14 protein-coding genes are annotated in these 17251 nt (G+C 69.1%); 2 read left to right on the forward strand and 12 right to left on the reverse strand.

From position 1 onward, the window contains the following. Window positions 1-21: 21 nt before the first annotated feature. The 8 genes from AC6CH0_RS00680 to AC6CH0_RS00715 all read right to left on the reverse strand — a co-directional run bounded on the left by AC6CH0_RS00680 (window position 22) and on the right by AC6CH0_RS00715 (window position 9264). Window positions 22-807 (reverse strand): glucosamine-6-phosphate deaminase, encoded by a 786-nt coding sequence (locus AC6CH0_RS00680; RefSeq protein ID WP_498097605.1) that lies wholly within the window; start codon window positions 805-807, stop codon window positions 22-24. After that, window positions 786-1715: an ROK family protein gene (locus AC6CH0_RS00685; RefSeq protein WP_498097607.1), complete on the reverse strand. Its 930-nt coding sequence runs from the start codon at window positions 1713-1715 to the stop codon at window positions 786-788. The genes AC6CH0_RS00680 and AC6CH0_RS00685 overlap by 22 nt, the downstream gene beginning before the upstream one ends. Then, window positions 1712-3247, reverse strand: a complete 1536-nt coding sequence (nagZ, locus tag AC6CH0_RS00690) for a beta-N-acetylhexosaminidase (protein ID WP_498097609.1) — start codon at window positions 3245-3247, stop codon at window positions 1712-1714. Before nagZ ends, AC6CH0_RS00685 begins: the two co-directional genes overlap by 4 nt. Then, complete coding sequence (locus tag AC6CH0_RS00695; protein ID WP_498097611.1) at window positions 3244-4134, reverse strand: carbohydrate ABC transporter permease; 891 nt, start codon at window positions 4132-4134, stop codon at window positions 3244-3246. Before AC6CH0_RS00695 ends, nagZ begins: the two co-directional genes overlap by 4 nt. Before the next feature lie 62 nt (window positions 4135-4196). Further along, complete coding sequence (locus AC6CH0_RS00700; protein WP_498097613.1) at window positions 4197-5186, reverse strand: carbohydrate ABC transporter permease; 990 nt, start codon at window positions 5184-5186, stop codon at window positions 4197-4199. A 139-nt stretch (window positions 5187-5325) separates the two neighbouring features. Then, window positions 5326-6570: an extracellular solute-binding protein gene (locus tag AC6CH0_RS00705; protein WP_498097615.1), complete on the reverse strand. Its 1245-nt coding sequence runs from the start codon at window positions 6568-6570 to the stop codon at window positions 5326-5328. Window positions 6571-6640: 70 nt separating this feature from the next. After that, complete coding sequence (locus AC6CH0_RS00710) at window positions 6641-7813, reverse strand: ROK family transcriptional regulator (protein WP_498100974.1); 1173 nt, start codon at window positions 7811-7813, stop codon at window positions 6641-6643. A 233-nt stretch (window positions 7814-8046) separates the two neighbouring features. After that, on the reverse strand, window positions 8047-9264 hold the full coding sequence (locus AC6CH0_RS00715) for an NADP-dependent isocitrate dehydrogenase (RefSeq protein WP_498097617.1): 1218 nt from the start codon (window positions 9262-9264) through the stop codon (window positions 8047-8049). A gap of 189 nt (window positions 9265-9453) precedes the next feature. Between AC6CH0_RS00715 and AC6CH0_RS00720 the strand changes: the two genes are divergently transcribed. Together AC6CH0_RS00720 and AC6CH0_RS00725 are read left to right on the forward strand one after the other, a co-directional pair. Further along, the gene (locus AC6CH0_RS00720; protein ID WP_498097619.1) at window positions 9454-9906 is read left to right on the forward strand and encodes a GNAT family N-acetyltransferase; all 453 of its coding nucleotides are present in this window, start codon (window positions 9454-9456) and stop codon (window positions 9904-9906) included. 37 nt (window positions 9907-9943) lie between these two features. Next, on the forward strand, window positions 9944-10261 hold the full coding sequence (locus tag AC6CH0_RS00725) for an MGMT family protein (protein WP_498097621.1): 318 nt from the start codon (window positions 9944-9946) through the stop codon (window positions 10259-10261). An 81-nt stretch (window positions 10262-10342) separates the two neighbouring features. Here the strand turns inward: AC6CH0_RS00725 and AC6CH0_RS00730 are convergent, their stop codons facing one another. The 4 genes from AC6CH0_RS00730 to AC6CH0_RS00745 all read right to left on the reverse strand — a co-directional run bounded on the left by AC6CH0_RS00730 (window position 10343) and on the right by AC6CH0_RS00745 (window position 16722). Beyond that, window positions 10343-12127, reverse strand: a complete 1785-nt coding sequence (locus AC6CH0_RS00730; protein ID WP_498097623.1) for a sensor histidine kinase — start codon at window positions 12125-12127, stop codon at window positions 10343-10345. After that, complete coding sequence (locus AC6CH0_RS00735; protein WP_498097625.1) at window positions 12127-12792, reverse strand: LuxR C-terminal-related transcriptional regulator; 666 nt, start codon at window positions 12790-12792, stop codon at window positions 12127-12129. Before AC6CH0_RS00735 ends, AC6CH0_RS00730 begins: the two co-directional genes overlap by 1 nt. Window positions 12793-13009: 217 nt before the next feature. Continuing rightward, window positions 13010-14815 (reverse strand): ABC transporter ATP-binding protein, encoded by a 1806-nt coding sequence (locus AC6CH0_RS00740; protein WP_498097627.1) that lies wholly within the window; start codon window positions 14813-14815, stop codon window positions 13010-13012. Beyond that, window positions 14812-16722 (reverse strand): ABC transporter ATP-binding protein, encoded by a 1911-nt coding sequence (locus AC6CH0_RS00745; RefSeq protein WP_498097629.1) that lies wholly within the window; start codon window positions 16720-16722, stop codon window positions 14812-14814. Before AC6CH0_RS00745 ends, AC6CH0_RS00740 begins: the two co-directional genes overlap by 4 nt. Between the last annotated feature and the right edge of the window lie 529 nt (window positions 16723-17251).

Genomic DNA, 17251 nt, shown 5'->3' on the forward strand with positions numbered 1-17251 from the left:
CCTCGAACCGTCGATGGTTACTCAGATGCCCTGCCACGCGGGCTTGTTCGCCCAGGCGTGCCGGTAGTAGTCGAGGTTCTCGAGCTCCGATGCCGCTGCCTCGTCGACGATGACCGTCGTGTGCGGGTGCAGCTGAATCGCCGACCCGGGCTGGCTCGCCGACACCGCGCCCTCGACCGCCGCCGCGACCGCATGCGCCTTGGCCGCCCCGAACGCGAGCAGCACGAGGTGACGCGCCCGCAGGATGGTGCCGATGCCCTGCGTGATGCAGTGCATCGGCACGTCGTCGGGCGAATCGAAGAATCGGGCGTTGTCGAGGCGCGTCGCCTCGGTGAGCGTCTTCACCCGGGTGTGCGAGGCGAGCGAGGAGCCCGGCTCGTTGAAACCGATGTGACCGGTACGGCCGATGCCGAGGATCTGCAGGTCCACGCCGCCGGCAGCGGTGATCGCCGCCTCGTAGTCGGCGCCCGCGTGCTCGATCGACGCGGGATCGCCATTCGGCACGCGAACCAGCTCGGGGGTGAGGCCGAGCGGCTCGACGACCTCGCGGGTGATGACGGCGCGGTAGCTCTCGGGGTGGCCGGCGGGCAGCCCCACGTACTCGTCGAGCGCGAAACCGCGCACACCGCGCACGTCGATCGAGTCATCGGCGATGCGGCCGGCGAGGGCCCGGTAGCTCGCCAGCGGCGTGGAGCCGGTCGCGAGCCCGAGCACGACGTCGGGCTTCGAACGGATGAGCGAGACGATCGTGTCGGCGACGAGCGCGCCGGCGGCATCTGCGTTCTCTACGATGACGACTTCAGCCATTGATGTTCTCCTACCAGGGCGGCGCCGACGGCGGCCGCCGGGAAACCGAGAGGGATGACCTGCACGCGAGCCGCGAGGTCGATCGATGCGAGGAAGGCCGACTCGGCGGCCCACCGATTCAGGATACGGCGTGTGCCGTGCAGGAGTGGCTCACCGAGCGCGGCGAGCCCACCGCCGATCACCACGGCGTCGACGTCGATCGTGAGGGCGAGCAGCCGCACCGCCGCGGCGACCCCGGTGAGGAACTCCTCGCGCACCGCCCTGGCGCGGGTGTCACCTGCCGCCGCCTCGGCGAAGAGTTCGCGGGCTGGGTGCTCGGACGCCGTCGGCCACGTTCGTGCGATCGCGAGTCCGGACGCCATCGTCTCGAGGCATCCGCGTTGCCCGCAGCCGCACATGACACCCGCGGGGTCGACCGGGATGTGCCCGATCTCACCGGCGATGCCATGCCCGCCGCGCAGCAGGCGACCGTCGAGCACCACTCCGGCTGCGAGCCCGGTGCCGAGGTTCAGATACGCCATCGACGTCGCCCGGAGGCCGTCGGCGATGCCGAGCAGGTGGTGCGCGCCGAGTGCGGCCGCCTTCACATCGTTCTCGACGCGCACGTCGACGCCGAGCCGGTCGGCCAGGCGCGGGCCGAGGTCGAGGCCCTCGAGCCCGAGATTCACCGCGTGCTCCACCCGGCCGGTCGCACTGTCGACGGCGCCGGGAATGCCGATGCCGATCGAGGTGAACGCCGAAGTGACACCCGCGATCTCGGTCATGCGCTCGACCGTGCGAATCGCCGTCGCGACGACCGCATCGGCGCCGAAGCCCGTGGGCATCCGCACCTGGTCGCTCAGCTCTCCGTCGGCACCGATCGCCACCGCGGCCGTCTTCGTGCCGCCGATGTCGATGCCGAGCCTCACGGCGTCGCCACCGCGGCCCGCATGGCGTCGCCGACGAACTCGATGACCGCTTCGCCGAGCAGACGCGAGGCGCCGAACGTCGAGACGTCGGCGTAGGCGCGGTCATTCGACGGCCACCCCATGTCGATCGTCACGACGTCGCCGCGCACGGCACGCACCGCATCGATCGCAGCCCGCGCGAACGCATGCCGGTGCAGGTCCTTACCCACGACGAGCACCGTGCCCGAGAGCGCGGCGGGGTCGGAGAGCCCCTGGGCTTCGGACACCACAACGGTCTCGGCGGCGCCGAGCCACGAGGTCGTCGCCGTCGCCGCCTCAGCGGCGAACGGGCCCCACGGCGCATCGCCGACGGCGATGTTCACGACGGTGTCGATCCGCACGACGGTGCCGATGCGCGTGGCACGCGAGAGACGTGCGCGCGCGGCATCCGTCACCTCGAAGACGCCGACCACGCGACCGAGCTCGTCGGTGTCATGCACCGGGTCGATCACGGATGCGGCGACAGGGCCCGCCGGCATCGCGGGTGCGCTCGCGGCGAGCTCGCGAACCCGGCGCGCAGCTTCGACCACCCGCTCGGCGGGCAGTCGACCCGAGTCGATCGCCGACTCGATCGCCGCGACGATCTCGGTGAGTTCGGCATCGCTGTTGTTCGACCCGATGCAGAGCAGGTCGCACCCGGCGGCGAGGGCGCGCACTGCGGCTTCGGGGATGCCGTGCACGCCACTCGCCCCCGTCATGTCGAGGGCGTCGGTCACGATGACGCCCTCGAACCCCAGCTCTCCGCGGAGCAGGCGATTGAGGATCTGCGGAGAGAGGGTGGCCGGATTCCGCTCATCGAGCTGCGGAATGAGGATGTGGGAGGTCATGATCGTGCGCGTACCGGCGGCGATCGCGGCGCGGAACGGCACCAGCTCGCGCTCGAGCAGGGTGGCGAGCGGCACATCGACGACCGGCAGGGCGAGGTGCGAGTCGGTGGCGGTGTCGCCGTGGCCCGGGAAGTGCTTCGCGCTGGCCGCGACTCCCGTCTGCTGCAGCCCCTCGACCCAGGCCGCGGAATGACGGGCCACGAGCTCGGGGTCGGCGCCGAAGCTCCGCACGCCGATGACCGGGTTGTCGGGGTTCGAATTCACGTCGACATCGGGCGCGAACGTCACGGTGCAGCCGGTTGCCGCGAGCGCCTCGCCGACGGCCCTGGCCACGCGAACGGTGAGCTCGAGATCGTCGATGCGGCCGAGCACCGCATTGCCGGGAAACGGCGCTCCGCGATCGTAGAAGAGTCGGGTGACGTCGCCGCCCTCTTCGTCGACCGCGATGACGGCGTCGGGATTCGCCGCGCGGAGCGTCGCGTTCAACGCGCGGAGCTGTTCGGGCGACTCGACGTTCTGCCCGAACAGGCAGACACCGCCGAGCCCGTCGCGGAACCGCTCGAGCACCCACTCGGGCGCCGTCAGTCCGTCGAAGCCGGGCAGCAGGGTCGTGAGGATGTCCCGGCGGAGGCTGGTGCCCGGGCCGGTCGATGCGAGCTCGGTCATCCCTTGACGGCTCCGCTCACGAGACCGCCGACCATGCGGCCCTGAACGAACAGGAAGAAGATCACGACGGGCAGCGCGATGAGCGTGGAGCCGGCCATGACCGCGCCCCAGTTGGTCGCCTCGGTCGCCGACTGGAAGGAGTTCAGCCACGGCGGCAGCGTGAGGTTGTAACCCTTGAGGAGGAGGAGTGCCATGAGGAACTCGTTCCAGCTCTGGATGAAGGCGAAGATGCCGGTCGCGACGAGACCCGGTGCGAGCAGCGGGAAGGTGACCTTCCAGAAGGCCTGCGCCTTCGAGCAGCCGTCGATCTGGGCCGCCTCCTCGAGCTCGGCCGGCACACCTCTGACGAATCCGCGCAGGGTCCAGATGGTGAACGGCACGACCGAGGCGAGGTGCACGATGAACAGCCCGATCAGGGTGTTCATGAGTCGCCAGTCGTCGATCATGTTGTAGATCGTGAACATCATGGCTTCGCCGGGCACCATCTGCACCACGAGCACGCTCACGATGAACACGACTCGCCCGCGGAACGCGAACCGGGCGATCGCGATCGACGCGAGGAACGCGATGATCGCTCCGACCACGACGACGGCGAGGCCGACGGTGAGGCTCGATACGAGCGCGTGCGGGAAGTCGGTCTGGCCGGGCGCCGCCTCGCGAGTCCACGCGGTCACGTAGTTCTTCCACGTGAAATCGAGCGGGAGGAAGCTCGGGTTGCGGCTGATGATCTGGTTCGGGGGGGTGAACGACATGTTCACCATCCAGTAGACCGGGAACACCGAGCACACGATCACGATGAGGGCGAAGGCGTTCAGGCCGAGTCGACCGGCCATGCCCTTGCCGAGGCGACCCGCGCGGCGAGGGCGGCCGTCGTCGCCGGTGGTCATCGCACGAGTGGAGGGACGGAGATCGGCGGGCTCTTGCGCGATCTGGATTCCTGGGCTGATGCTCACAGCTCTGCCTCATCCTTCAGGGAGGAACGAACATTGAAGTAGGAGATCGCCATCAGCAGGATGACCATGAACACGCCGATGGCGGCGGTCACGCCGAACTCGCCGAGCCCCTGCCGGAACAGATAGGTGGGCAGGATGTTCGTCTCGCTCGCGAGACCGCCCTGCTGCTGCAGTGCGTAGACCTGGGTGAAGATCCGGAGGTTCCAGATCGTCTCGAGCACGAGCACCGCGGTCAGCACCCCCCGCATGTAGGGCATGACGATGAGCCGGAACCGCTGCCACGCGCTCGCGCCGTCGAGCGACGACGCCTCGAGCACTTCGACGGGCACTTGCCCGAGGCCCGCGTAGAACGTGACCGCGGCGAACGGCACGCTCTGCCAGACGACGATGATGACGAGCACCATCATGAACGACATCGGGTCGATCAGCCAGGAGTGGCCGCGGAAGTCCTGCGTGCCCGTGATGGTGTTGAGCGCCCAGTTCACGAGTCCGTAGTCGGTGTCGAAGATCCAGCCGAACACGACCGTCGCCGAGAGCGGCGGCATCGCCCACGCGAGCATGAGGCCGATCGAGACGGCGAGGCGCCAGCCCTTCGACAGCTTCGTCATGAGCAGGGCGATGACCATGCCGATCACGACGATGAGCACCGTGAGCACGACCATGAGCGCGAGGCTGCGGGCGAGCACCGCCGGGAAGTCGGACTCGGTGAAGACCTCGATGTAGTTGTCGAAGCCCACGAAGTCGGGCGCCGTGCCGAGCATCTTGTTCTTGATCTCGAGGTTCGTGAACGAGTTCACCAACATCACGATGGTCGGGTAGAGCACCATGACGCAGAGCAGGAGGATGCTCGGAGCCAGCAGCAGCCAGGGCGCCCAGGGCAGTGGCTTCTTCCGGGGGCGATCGCCTGCGGAGTCGCGCGGTGCGCGGGGCGGTCGGGTCGTCGGCGTGCGCGGCGCTGCGTCAGGCTCGGTGAGGGTTGCGCTCATGGCTGCTCCTCGGGTAGCCGCGGGGGAATCGCGGATGTGACTGATGGTACGTCTCGGGCGCGGCGGCGTCGCCGTCCGGAGGATGTCGTGGAAACGGGGGCGGAGATGTGTGGACTCCGCCCCCGCTGGGCTCAACGGTCTAGCTGTTGAGGATCTCCTCGATCTGCGCGTCGAGGTCGGCCGCGATGGCCGCCACGTCGCCACCCTGGGCGATCTTCACGAGCGCCTCCTGGATGATCTGCGCAGCCTCGACCTCGGCCCACTTCGGCGTGGTCGGGGTCACCTTCGAGTTGGCGAGCGCGTCGGCCTGTGCCTTCGCGATCTCGGTGTCGGGCAGCGACGCCGCCGCAGCGGTCAGGCCCGGGGTCAGGCCACCCTCGGCGAGCAGCGTCTGGTACCCGTCGCCGGCCATGATGTCGAGCGCGGCGCGAGCCTGCTCGGGGTTGGCGCTCTTCGTCGCGACGGCGATGTTGGAGCCGCCGGCGAAGATGGGCGCGGTCTCGCCTGCTTCAAGGCCCGGCAGGGGGAACGCCGTCAGGTCCGAACCGAAGGTGTCGGGGCAACCCGGTGCCTCGGCGTCGGCCGGTGCCGTGATCGACCACTGCACCCACGCGGGAGCCGAGAGCAGCGCGGTCTCACCGGCGCAGAAGGGAACCTGCGGGTCGGTCTCGTCGCCGTCCTTCGCCGCGTTGGAGGCGTTGACGTACACGTCCTGCAGCTGGGTCAGACCCTCGATGCCGCCTTCGCTCGAGAAGCCGGCCTTCCACTCGTCGCCCTCCTGCTCGGCGATGAACCCGCCGTGCGCCCAGACGTACGGCAGGGCGTTGTACCAGTCGCGACCCGGCGCCCAGATGCCCGAACGCGTGTCGGTCTTCAGCGCCTTGCCGGTCGCCACGTACTCGTCGAGCGTCGTGGGAACCGGGGTGCTGCCGAGCACCTGTGCGCTGTAGAACACGATGCGTCCGCCGGCGTAGTACGGAGCGGCGTAGAGCTCGCCGTCGTAGGTCGCCGAGTCGACGAGGCCCGAGAGGTAGTCGTCGGTGTTGAAGTCGTCGAGCGGCAGGAACAGGCCCTGGTCCGCGAAGCTCGCGGTCTGGGTGTTGCCGACCTCGACCACGTCGGGCGAGTCGTTCGACTGGAGGGCGGCTGCGTAGGTGTCACTCACATCGGCCCAGGTCTTCTCCTCGACCGTGAGGGTCCAACCGTCGTTCTCGGACTCGAAGGTGTCCTTGAGGTATTCGCGAGCCGTATCGGGAGTGTCGCTGCCGACGACCCAGACGGTGATCTTGCCACCGTCGGCCGCCTCGTTGCCACCACCGGCGCTACAACCGGCGAGGGTCAGGGCAGCAGCCGCGCCGAGCGCCGCAATGCCGAGTTTCCTCATTTGTCGTTTCCTTTCATGGGGGTGGGGAGGCAGCGGGGGTTCGCTGTCGCCCTTGGTGCACTGGAGTCCCTCACGAGACTCCGAGTTGTCCGGAGAGGACCATGACGGCCGCGCCGCGGAGGACGATGTCCTCCGCCTGCTCGGACATCCGGAGCCTCAGATCACGGTTCAATTCCGCCATCGTCCGCTTCCGGAGCGTGTCGACGGTCGCCTCGTGCAGAGGACCGTCAAGCAATTCGGCCGGGCCGCTCAGCACGACCTCGGAGAGGTTCAGCGCGCCGACCACGGGTGCGAGCACGATGCCGAGTCGTCGGCCCGCCTCGCGCAGGATGTCATCGCGAGCGGATGTCGCGACGGCGCCCTGCCCGTCGACGGCCGCGAGCCGGGCGGTGAGGCGCGGCACCGCGAGCCAGGTCTCGAGGCATCCTGCCTTGCCGCAGGCGCAGGGCGGACCTCCGTCGGTACCGACGACGACGTGGCCGATCTCGCCCGCCGCGAAGCCGCCGCCGACGACGGGCCGACCGCCGATGATCAGCCCGGCGCCGACGCCGTGGCCGATCTTGATGAGCAGCAGGTCGTCGTGATGGGACGTGCCGTGCTCGGCGAGCACCCCGACGTTGGCGTCGTTGGCGACGTGCACGGGCAGCGCGAACCTCGTGGCGAGGCGGTCCTGCAGGGCGATGTCGCTCCACCCGAGGTTGGGAGCCGAGCGCACGACGCCGAGCGGGTCGACGACGCCGGGCGAGCCGATGCCGACGCCGAGCACGGGCGTCGAGGTGCGCGCGAGCAGGCTCGCGACGAGTCGTTCCACGAGCTGCACGGCAGCCTCGCCGGTGGCGCCGTCGCGGGCGACCTCGTCGCGTTCGATGATCTGGCCGTCGAGGCCGACGACGGCGCCGCGGAACACCTCGTGCTCCGAGAGGTCGACGCCGATGATGTGGAATGCGCCGCGGTCGATGTCGATGAGCGTCGCCGGCTTGCCTGGGCGTGCGTCTTCGCGCTGGCCGAGCTCGATCACGAGCCCCTCGGCGATGAGTGCGGCGACGAGGTCGGAGATCGTGACCCTGGTGAGCCCCGTCTCACGCGCGACGTCCGCCCGGCTTTGCGGGCCGGCCGAGTAGAGCGTCTGCAGCACGAGCGCCCGGTTGTGGGTGCGTGCGTGCTCGGGCAGCACTTTGCCGCTGGGACGGAGGGCGCGCGAGCGGCCGAAGGCGACCGGCGCGGCGAGCAGCTCAGGCGCCACCGGGGTGGTGGGGGGCGTCGGCTCCGTAGTGACCGGGCCTCGCTGCGCATCCGTTGCAGTCACGTTTGTTAGTAAACCTTACGAACAAACTCTTCGCAAGACACTGCAGCGAATTCCTCGTGGCGTTATCGAGTTGTGATCAACTCCCCTCAGGCATCGGCGCCGAGGTTCCGTCAACGACAACGGGGGCCGGATGCCGCAGCATCCGACCCCCGTTTCTCGAGGCGGTTCGACTAGGCGGCGACGCGCGCCTTCAGGTTGTCGGCCAGCGTCGCGAGGAACTCCTCGGTCGTCTGGTAGGGCTGCTCGGGGCCGACGAGCGCCGCGAGGTCCTTCGTCATCGCGCCCGACTCGACCGTCTTGATCACGACGTCTTCGAGGGTCAGCGAGAAGTCGATGAGCTCCTGGTTGCCGTCGAGCTTGCCGCGGTGCGCGAGCCCGCGCGTCCACGCGTAGATCGAGGCGATCGGGTTCGTCGAGGTGGGCTTGCCCTGCTGGTGCTGGCGGTAATGGCGCGTGACGGTGCCGTGCGCCGCCTCGGCCTCGACGACCTTGCCGTCGGGCGTGGCGAGCACACTCGTCATGAGGCCGAGCGAGCCGAAGCCCTGCGCGACGGTGTCGGACTGGACGTCGCCGTCGTAGTTCTTGCACGCCCAGACGTAGCCGCCCTCCCACTTCAGCGAAGCGGCGACCATGTCGTCGATGAGGCGGTGCTCGTAAGTGAGCCCTGCGGCGTCGAAGGCCTGCTTGAACTCGGCGTCGAAGACCTCCTGGAACAGGTCCTTGAAGCGGCCGTCGTAGGCCTTCAGGATCGTGTTCTTCGTCGAGAGGTACACCGGGTAGTTGCGCGAGAGGCCGTAGTTCAGCGAGGCGCGCGCGAAGTCGCGGATCGATTCGTCGAGGTTGTACATTCCCATCGCGACGCCCGAGCCGGGCGACTGGAAGACCTCGAACTGCTGCGGCTCCGAGCCGTCCTTCGGGGTGAAGGTCATCGTGAGGGTGCCCTCGCCCTCGAAGCGGAAGTCGGTGGCGCGGTACTGGTCGCCGAACGCGTGACGGCCGACGATGATCGGCTTGTTCCAGCCGGGAACGAGGCGCGGGATGTTCGAGATGATGATCGGCTCGCGGAAGATCACGCCGCCGAGGATGTTGCGGATCGTGCCGTTCGGCGAACGCCACATCTTCTTGAGGCCGAACTCCTCGACGCGCGCCTCGTCGGGCGTGATCGTCGCGCACTTGACGCCGACGCCGTGCTTCTGGATCGCATGCGCCGCGTCGACCGTGATCTGGTCGTCGGTCTCGTCGCGCTTCTGGATCGAGAGGTCGTAGTACTCGAGGTTCACGTCGAGGTACGGGTGGATGAGCGTGTCTTTGATGGCCTGCCAGATGATGCGGGTCATCTCGTCGCCGTCGAGCTCGACGACGGTGCCTTCTACCTTGATCTTGGACAAGTGGATGTCTCCTTGGATCTACTGGGGGAAACGGGAAGCTTGCAGGGCGGTCGGACACGCCGTCTGCCAGCTTACCGCGTCACCTGACAGTGTCTCGACTTCAAGAGATCTGGCTCGACATCGAGACGAACGGAGGGAACTTCCGTCTCAGCTACCTGTGCGGTCGCTGCACGGGTTAGCCTTGGCTGCATGGCTGAGCTGAGACTGGAAGACCTGTCGGCGTCGAACATCGTGGCGGCGAACTCGTTGTCGCTCAAGCCCGGCCAGGAGCAGTTCATCGCTCCGGTCACCTACTCCGCCGAGTCCTCCGTCGTGAACCCCGCCACCGCCTGGCAGCGGGTCGCCCTGCTCGACGAACGGGTCGTCGGTTTCATCCACGGCAACTTCGACCCCGAGAACGAGCACGAGGAGTTCCGGGCCTGCATCTGGCGCATCAACGTCGACGCCGACGTGCAGGGCAAGGGCGTCGGCCGCTACCTCGCGACCGCACTGGCCGAAGAGGCGAAGCATCGCGGCTTCGACCGCATCACCGTGCTGTGGGAACCGGGCGAAGAAGGGCCTGAGGCGTTCTTCCACCGCATCGGCTTCACCGACGTCGGCGAGACCGCGTACGGCGACGTCATCGGCGCGCTCGGACTCTGACACGAGCGCCGACTCGAACGACGATTCGGCCGATCGGATGCCGCAGCAGCACGCCGACGGGTTCGTCGAGGCCGTGCTCGTGGTCGTCGGCGACATCCCGCCCGGTCACGTCGCGACGTACGGAGACGTCGCCGCCCTGCTCGGCTCGCGTGGTGCCCGTGCGGTCGGACAGGTGATGGCGCGCTACGGCGCCGACGTCGCCTGGTGGCGCGTCGTGCGCGCCGGCGGCCGGGCACCGTCGGGCCATGCCGAGCGTGCCCGCGCGCACTACGAGGCCGAGGGCACACCGCTGCGCCTCACCTCGGATGACGACGGCTACCGCATCGACCTCGCCGCCTGTCGCTGGCGAGCCTGACAACTTCGCCGGCCGAGGAGCGAACGCAGCGAGCGTATCGAGACCCCGACGTCGGCTGGTCTCGATACGGCGCTGGCGCGCCTACTCGACCGGCGGAAGCGGGAGGTGCACGGTGATCGTCGTGCCGGCGCCCACCGAGCTCTCGACGATGAAGCTGCCGCCCACGGCCTCGACCCGGTCGACGATGCCGAGCATGCCGGTGCCGGCCTCGACGGAAGCCCCGCCGATGCCGTTGTCGCGGACCACGAGTTCGAGTTCGCCGCCGTCGACGGCGGCCCGTACCCAGGCGCGAGTCGCTCTGGCGTGTTTGGCGATGTTCGCGAGCGCCTCGGAGACGACGAAATAGGCGGTCGACTCGACGACCTCGGGGAGACGTCCCTCCGGCTGCACGTCGATTTCGACGGGAACCGGACAACGACCGGCGAGCTCGGGCACGGCGAGCGCGAGCCCGCCCGACGACAGCAGCGAGGGGTGGATGCCCTGTGCGAGCTCGCGCAGCTCCTTGAGCGCCTCGTTCAGCATGCCGATCGTGCCGTCGAGTTCCACCGCGAGCGGCTCGACGCCGCGGTCGCGAGCCTGGTTCGCCGCGAGCCGCAACCGCATGCCGAGCGACACGAGATGCTGCTGCGCTCCGTCGTGCAGGTCGCGCTCGATACGGCGCCGGGCCTCGTCGCCGGCCTCGACGATCCGGCCGCGCGACTGGCGCACCTGCTCGAGCGTGCGCTCGATCTCCGACCGCAGCCGCCCGTTGTCGACGGAGAGCCGCAGTGCGCTCGAGACGCCGTCGAGCAGGCGCATGTTGTCGGTGAGCACCCGGTCGTGGCGGATCAGTGCGATCGGCACTCCGGTCGGCGAGGCGACCGGCAACAGCCCGTGGTCGCCGCGCCGATCGACGGGGTCGTCCTCGAGCACCTCCCCCGCGGCATCCGCGTACCGGCCGCGCTCGTCGTCCCACCAGAAGACGCGAACCGAGGCGTCGCGCAACGTGCGGGCGAGCGACTCGGCCCAGAGTCCGCGATCGGCGCCCTCTCGCGTGATGCGCATCAGATCGGCGACCCGGGCGCGCATGTTGCGCGCGTGCGCGATGCCCGCGACGAAGCTGATGGGAATCGAGGCGATCGCCACGAGCGAGACGGTGTCGAGCACGAGATCGGCGGCGGCGGATGCCGCGTACGTGATCGCCTGCGCTGCGAGCGTGGCGACCCAGGCGACGAGGGCGACCGGCATCAGGAACGCCACCGTGCGGGCGGGCACGCTGCCGCGAACCCAGCGCACGAGGAGCCGCCCTGCGATCACGAGCGCGAGCACCACGCCGACGATGCGGTACCCGATGTCGATGACCGCGAAGACCCCCGGCGCCTCGACGATGCGATACGGGTTGGGCGCGCAGTCGCAGACCTCGGGCGACGGCTGGCCGAGCAGGAGCACGCCGAACAGGTATCCCACCGAGCCGAAGAGCGCGATGCCCGCGATCCAGCGATCGGTTCGGTCGACCAGCCAGCCGCGCGGGTAGACCAGCACGAGGATGCCGGTCAGCACCGCCCACCACAGGTGCAGGCCGTAGACGATCGGCCAGAGCCAGGCCAGATGTTCGACCACGCGCAGGAACGAGAGCGGAACCCAGACCAGCGGGAACACGACCATGAGGCGCGCGGGCAGTCGCGACGGGCCGATCGCCCACGCCACGCCGGCGCACGCCGCGAACACGAGCGGCACGATCGCGTGCAGGGTCGTCCATGACAGCTCTCGGCGAGCCGACTCGGGAGTCGCGAGGAACCCCGTGATCTCCATGACGAGACTCGTCGCCACGACCAGGGTGATGACGACGGTGCGCCTGATGATCCGGCCCTTGCGGCCGGGCGCCATCACCTCGCGCCGAGGAGCGTCAGCACCGCGAGCACCCGTCGGTGATGCTCGGGGGACTCCTCGAGGTCGAGCTTCTGCAAGATGGAGCGCACGTGCGTCTCGACCGTCTTCAGGCCGAGGAAGAGGCTCTGCGCGATGCCGCCGTTCGAATAGCCCTGTGCCATGAGCTCGAGCACCGACCGTTCGCGCCCGGTGAGTCGCGAGAGGGGGTCGTCGGCGCGCGTGCGCTGCACGAGTTGCTCGACGACCTCGGGGTCGACGACCGATCCACCCGACGCCACCGTCTCGACCGCGCGAACGAGGGTCTGCGGCTCGGACACGCGCTCCTTCAGCAGGTAACCGGTGCCGCTGCCCGCGCCCATGACGCGGAGCGCGTACTCGGGTGTCGCATACATCGACAGCAGCAGCACGCCGATCGTCGAGCCGGCGGCGCGCATCTCCTCGAGCGCCACGATGCCCTCGTCGCGGTGGCTCGGCGGCATGCGGATGTCGAGCACGGCGGCGTCGAGCCCGCCGCGTGCAGCGACTTCGAGCAGTTCGGTGCCGGTACCGACGGAGGCGACGACGTCGATGCCGCCATCGGCGAGCACCTTGGCGATGCCCTCGCGCAGGAGCAGGGCGTCGTCGGCGATCGCGACGCGCAGCGCACGCGGGGCGGTCTCCATTGCTCCTCCATTCGAGGGCAGGCGTCACCGCTCGGTCTGCCCGCCTTCCGTGAGCGTATCGTGCGCCGGTCGCCACCGCGCTCCCCCTTCAGGGGGAACCATGATGCCCTTGCGCGGTCGAGCGGTCATGCTGGAAGGTTCGGATGCCCCGCGCCGCGGATTCGCCCGCGGGGCATCCGCCCGGTTCGGCCCGCGGGTGCCCGCGCGGGTGATCGCCTCAGACGAGCGAGTCCCGCCATGCCGCGTGCATCGCCGCGAAATGGCCGGTGCCGCCGATGAGCTCGGCGGGCGTGCCGTCTTCGACGATGCGACCGTGCTCCATCACGAGCACCCGGTCGGCGATCGCGACCGTCGACAGGCGGTGCGCGATGATCACCGCGGTGCGGTCGGCGAGCAGCTTCGTCAATCCGTCTTGCACGAGGCGCTCGCTCGGGATGTCGAGCGAGGAGGTCGCCTCGTCGAGGATCAGCACGGCGGGGTTCGCGAGGAACGCGCGCGCGAAGGAGATGAGCTGCCGCTGGCCGGCGCTCACCCGACCGCCGCGCTTGTTCACGTCGGTGTCGTAGCCGTTCGGCAGCCCCTCGATGAACTCGTGCGCGCCGACCGACATGGCCGCCCGTACGATCTCGTCGAACGTCGCGTCGGGCTTGCCGAGCGCGATGTTGTCGGCCACGGATCCCGAGAAGAGGTACGCCTCCTGCGTCACCATGACGATCGCTCGCCGGAGGTCCTTCGGGTGCAGGTCGGCGAGCGAGACGTCGTCGAGCGTCACGACGCCGTCGCTCGGGTCGTAGAACCGCGCGATGAGCTTGGCGAGCGTGGACTTGCCGGCGCCCGTCGAACCGACGAGGGCGATCGTCTGCCCCGCCGGAATGTCGAGGTCGAAGCGCGGCAGGATGACCCGATCCTTCGTATAGGCGAACTCGACGCCGTCGAAGCGCACGTCGCCGTCGGCGTTCCAGAGGTCGACTGGCTTCAGCGGATCTGGCACGCTCGGCTCCTCCTCGAGCACGCCCGAGATCTTCTCGAGCGCCGAAGACGCCGACTGGTACCCGTTGTAGAACATCGCCATGTCCTCCATCGGATCGAAGAAGCGCTTCGTGTAGAGCACGGCCGCGAGCAGCACGCCGACGCCGAGGTCGCCCTCGACGACCCGGAAACCGCCGAGCACGAGCGTGACCGCCACCGCGGTGTTGCCGATCAGCGCCATGCCGGGGTTGTACACCGCGAAGAGGCCGAGCACCTTGGCGTTGACGTCGCGGTAGTCCTCGACGAGGCCGCCGAACTCCACCTCGTTGCGCTTCTGCTTGCGGAACGCCTGCACCGCGCGGATGCCCGTCATGGTCTCGACGAACTGCACGATGAGCTTCGCGGATGCCACGCGCGAGCGCCGGAACAGCGACTGCGAGCGCACCTGGAACCACCGTGTCAGAATCGCGAGAGGAATGAGCGAGACGAGCAGCACGAGCCCCGAGGGCGCATCGACGATCACGAGCATGACACCCGTGAAGATCATGTACATGAGGCCCCGCACGAGCAGCGTGAGCCCCTCGTCCATGAGCTCGCGAATCGCGTCGAGATCGCTCGTCTGGCGCGAGATGATGCGTCCGGACGTGTAGGACTCGTGGAACTCGAGCGAGAGCTTCTGCGTGTGCAGGAACACCCGCGTGCGCAGGTCGATGAGCACCGCCTGGCTGATGCGCGCCGACATCCGGATGTAGACCGAGATGAGGAATGCGCCCGCAAGCCCCGTGAGCAGGTAGGCGGCGCCCGCGAATGCAGCTGGGAACCAGTTCTGATCCACCAGTGCGGGGATGCCCTGGTCGATGCCGAAGGCGATGAGTGCCGGCCCGGCGACCTGTGCGGCCGACGACACGATGATCGCCACGGCCGTCAGCCAGAGCTTCGCCTTCAGCGGGGAGAGCAGCGATCCGAGGAGTCTCCGCGAACGCGCACGGATCTGCGCGGACTCCGCCTTCGAATAGTCCTGGCGTTCTTCGCCCTGTACACCGATGACGCTCATGATGCCGCCTCCTCTCGGATCGTGGCGGGTTCGTCGACGGCATCGACGCCCGTGTTCCTGCGCTCGTCGTCTTCGAGGCTCGTGATGACGAAACGGTAGTGCTCGCTCTCGCGCAGGAGCTCGGAGTGCGTGCCGACGGCGCTCACCCGCCCGTTCTCGAGCAGCGCGACCCGGTCGGCGAGCATGACCGTCGATGGCCGGTGCGCCACGATCAGCGCGGTCGTCGACGCGAGCACCGATCGCAGCTCGGCCTCCACTCGCGCCTCGGTCGCGACGTCGAGTGCCGAGAGCGGGTCGTCGAGCACGAGCACCGCGGGCTTGGCCGCCACGGCGCGAGCGAGCGCGAGCCGCTGCCGCTGGCCACCTGAGAGACTCATGCCCTCTTCGCCCACCTTCGTGTCGACGCCGTCGGGCAGGTCGTGGACGAACGCCGCCTGCGCGATGCGCAGGGCCTCGTCGAGCACTCGATCGGCCTCCGCCCGGACCACGGGGTCGGCGCCGGCGAGCTCGGGCCGGCCGAGCAGCACGTTGTCGCGCACGGAGGCGCTGAAGAGCGTTGCGTCTTCGAACGCCATGGCGATGTGCGTGCGCAGCTCGTCGCGCGAGAACGCCCGCACGTCGACCCCGTCGAGGGTCACCGAGCCGGCGGTGACGTCGTAGAGCCGCGTCGTGAGCGCGGTCATCGTGGTCTTGCCGCAACCGGTGAGCCCGACGAGTGCCATGGTCTCCCCCGGCCCCAGGACGAGGTCGACACCGTCGAGCAGGTCGCCGAACCGCGCCGGTGAGTCCTGGTAGCGGAAGTGCACGTCGGTGAAGGCGAGCTCGCCACGCGGACGTTCGAGGTTGCGCGGCTCAGCCGGATCGACGATGGTGTTCTCGCTGTCGAGGACGTCGAAGAACCGGTCGGTCGCGGTGCGCGCGTCGAGCGCGAACGCGAGCATGAAGCCGATCGACTCGATCGGCCACGCGAGCACCGTCGCGGTCGCGAAGAACGCGACGAGCTCACCGACGGTGAGCTGACCCTGGGCCGCGAGCCACACGCCCATGACGAGGCAGATCGAGAGCGCGACGGCCGGCACGACCATGATCCACACCCAGATGTTCGCGTCGAGGCGCGCCTTCTCGATCTCGGTGCCTCGCAACGATTCGGCCTGCGCGCGGAAGGTCGAGAGGGCGTGCTTTCCGCGCCCGAACGCCTTCAGCACCCGGATGCCGTGCACCGACTCCTCGACCGCGGTCGCGAGGTCGCCGGCTTGGTCTTGGCTCAGCCGGGACATCTCGGAGTAGCGGCCCTCGAAACGCCAGCCCGCCCACCAGAGCGGCAGCGAGCAGACGAGGAAGATCAGCCCGAGGAACCAGTTCATCGACATCAGGATGCCGACGCCGACCACGATGATCACGACGTTCGCACCAGTCAGCACGAGACCGAACGACAGCCAGCGGCGGATGAGGCCGAGGTCGCTCACGGCACGCGAGAGCAGCTGCCCGCTCGGCCAGCGGTCGTGGAAGCTGACGGGAAGGTCTTGCAGCCTCGCGTAGAGCGCGTTGCGCATGCGTGCCTCGACCCGCGTGCCGGGGCCGACGACGAGCCAACGGCGGATCGCGTAGAGGATCGCCTCTGCCGCGCCGAGCACGAACACGAGCACGGCGAGCGGGATCACCGCATCGGCCTCACGTCGGGCGAGCGGTCCGTCGACGATCTGCTGCATGACCTGCGGGATCGCCAGGGCGATGAGCTGGGCCACGAGCGCGGCCGCCATGCTTCCGGCGAAGGCCGGCATCGCCGGCCCTGCGTACTCGCGCAGGCGCCACAGCGCACGCACGGTGTTCAGGCGTGGTGCCTTCGGAGCCGACTCGGCAGGGTCGGGAGCATCGGACGCCGGAGGCGTTTGGGGGGAGACGGACACAGCCGGTTCCAATCAGATGGAGACGCCGGACACCCGGAACGGGACTGAACGGCGGAAGCGAAGAGTGTGAGTGGCGCGGATCGCGAGAACGCGTGAAACCGCGGGGGCAGGCGGAGCCTGCGCGTGAGGGCGGGTGCTCTACCCGGCGAGTCCGAGAGCGGGAGACGCCGGGCGGGCAGAGCCGGAGACCGCAATCGTGCGGGCGTCGGTGTCTGTCTGCATGGTGTCCTCCTGCGTCGTCGTCTCGATCTCGAGGCCGGTCGAAATTCACTCCGAGGCCAGCCCTACAGAATATGGGGTGATCGCTGTGGCGCGCAAGACCGACCACCGGGCGGTCATCCGATTCATCACTCGCATAGCTGTACCGTAAGACCTCAAGTGAACTTGAAGTCAACGCACCTCGGCATCGAATGCCTCGAGCAGCAGCCCACGGGCCGCATCGACTCCGGCTGCATCGCCTGCGGTTGTCTCTCGAATGGCGGCTCTCTTGCACGCTAGGCTGTGCGGATTCGTCGCCGTGCGGGCGAAG

Source organism: Agromyces sp. GQ35 (assembly GCF_059758475.1).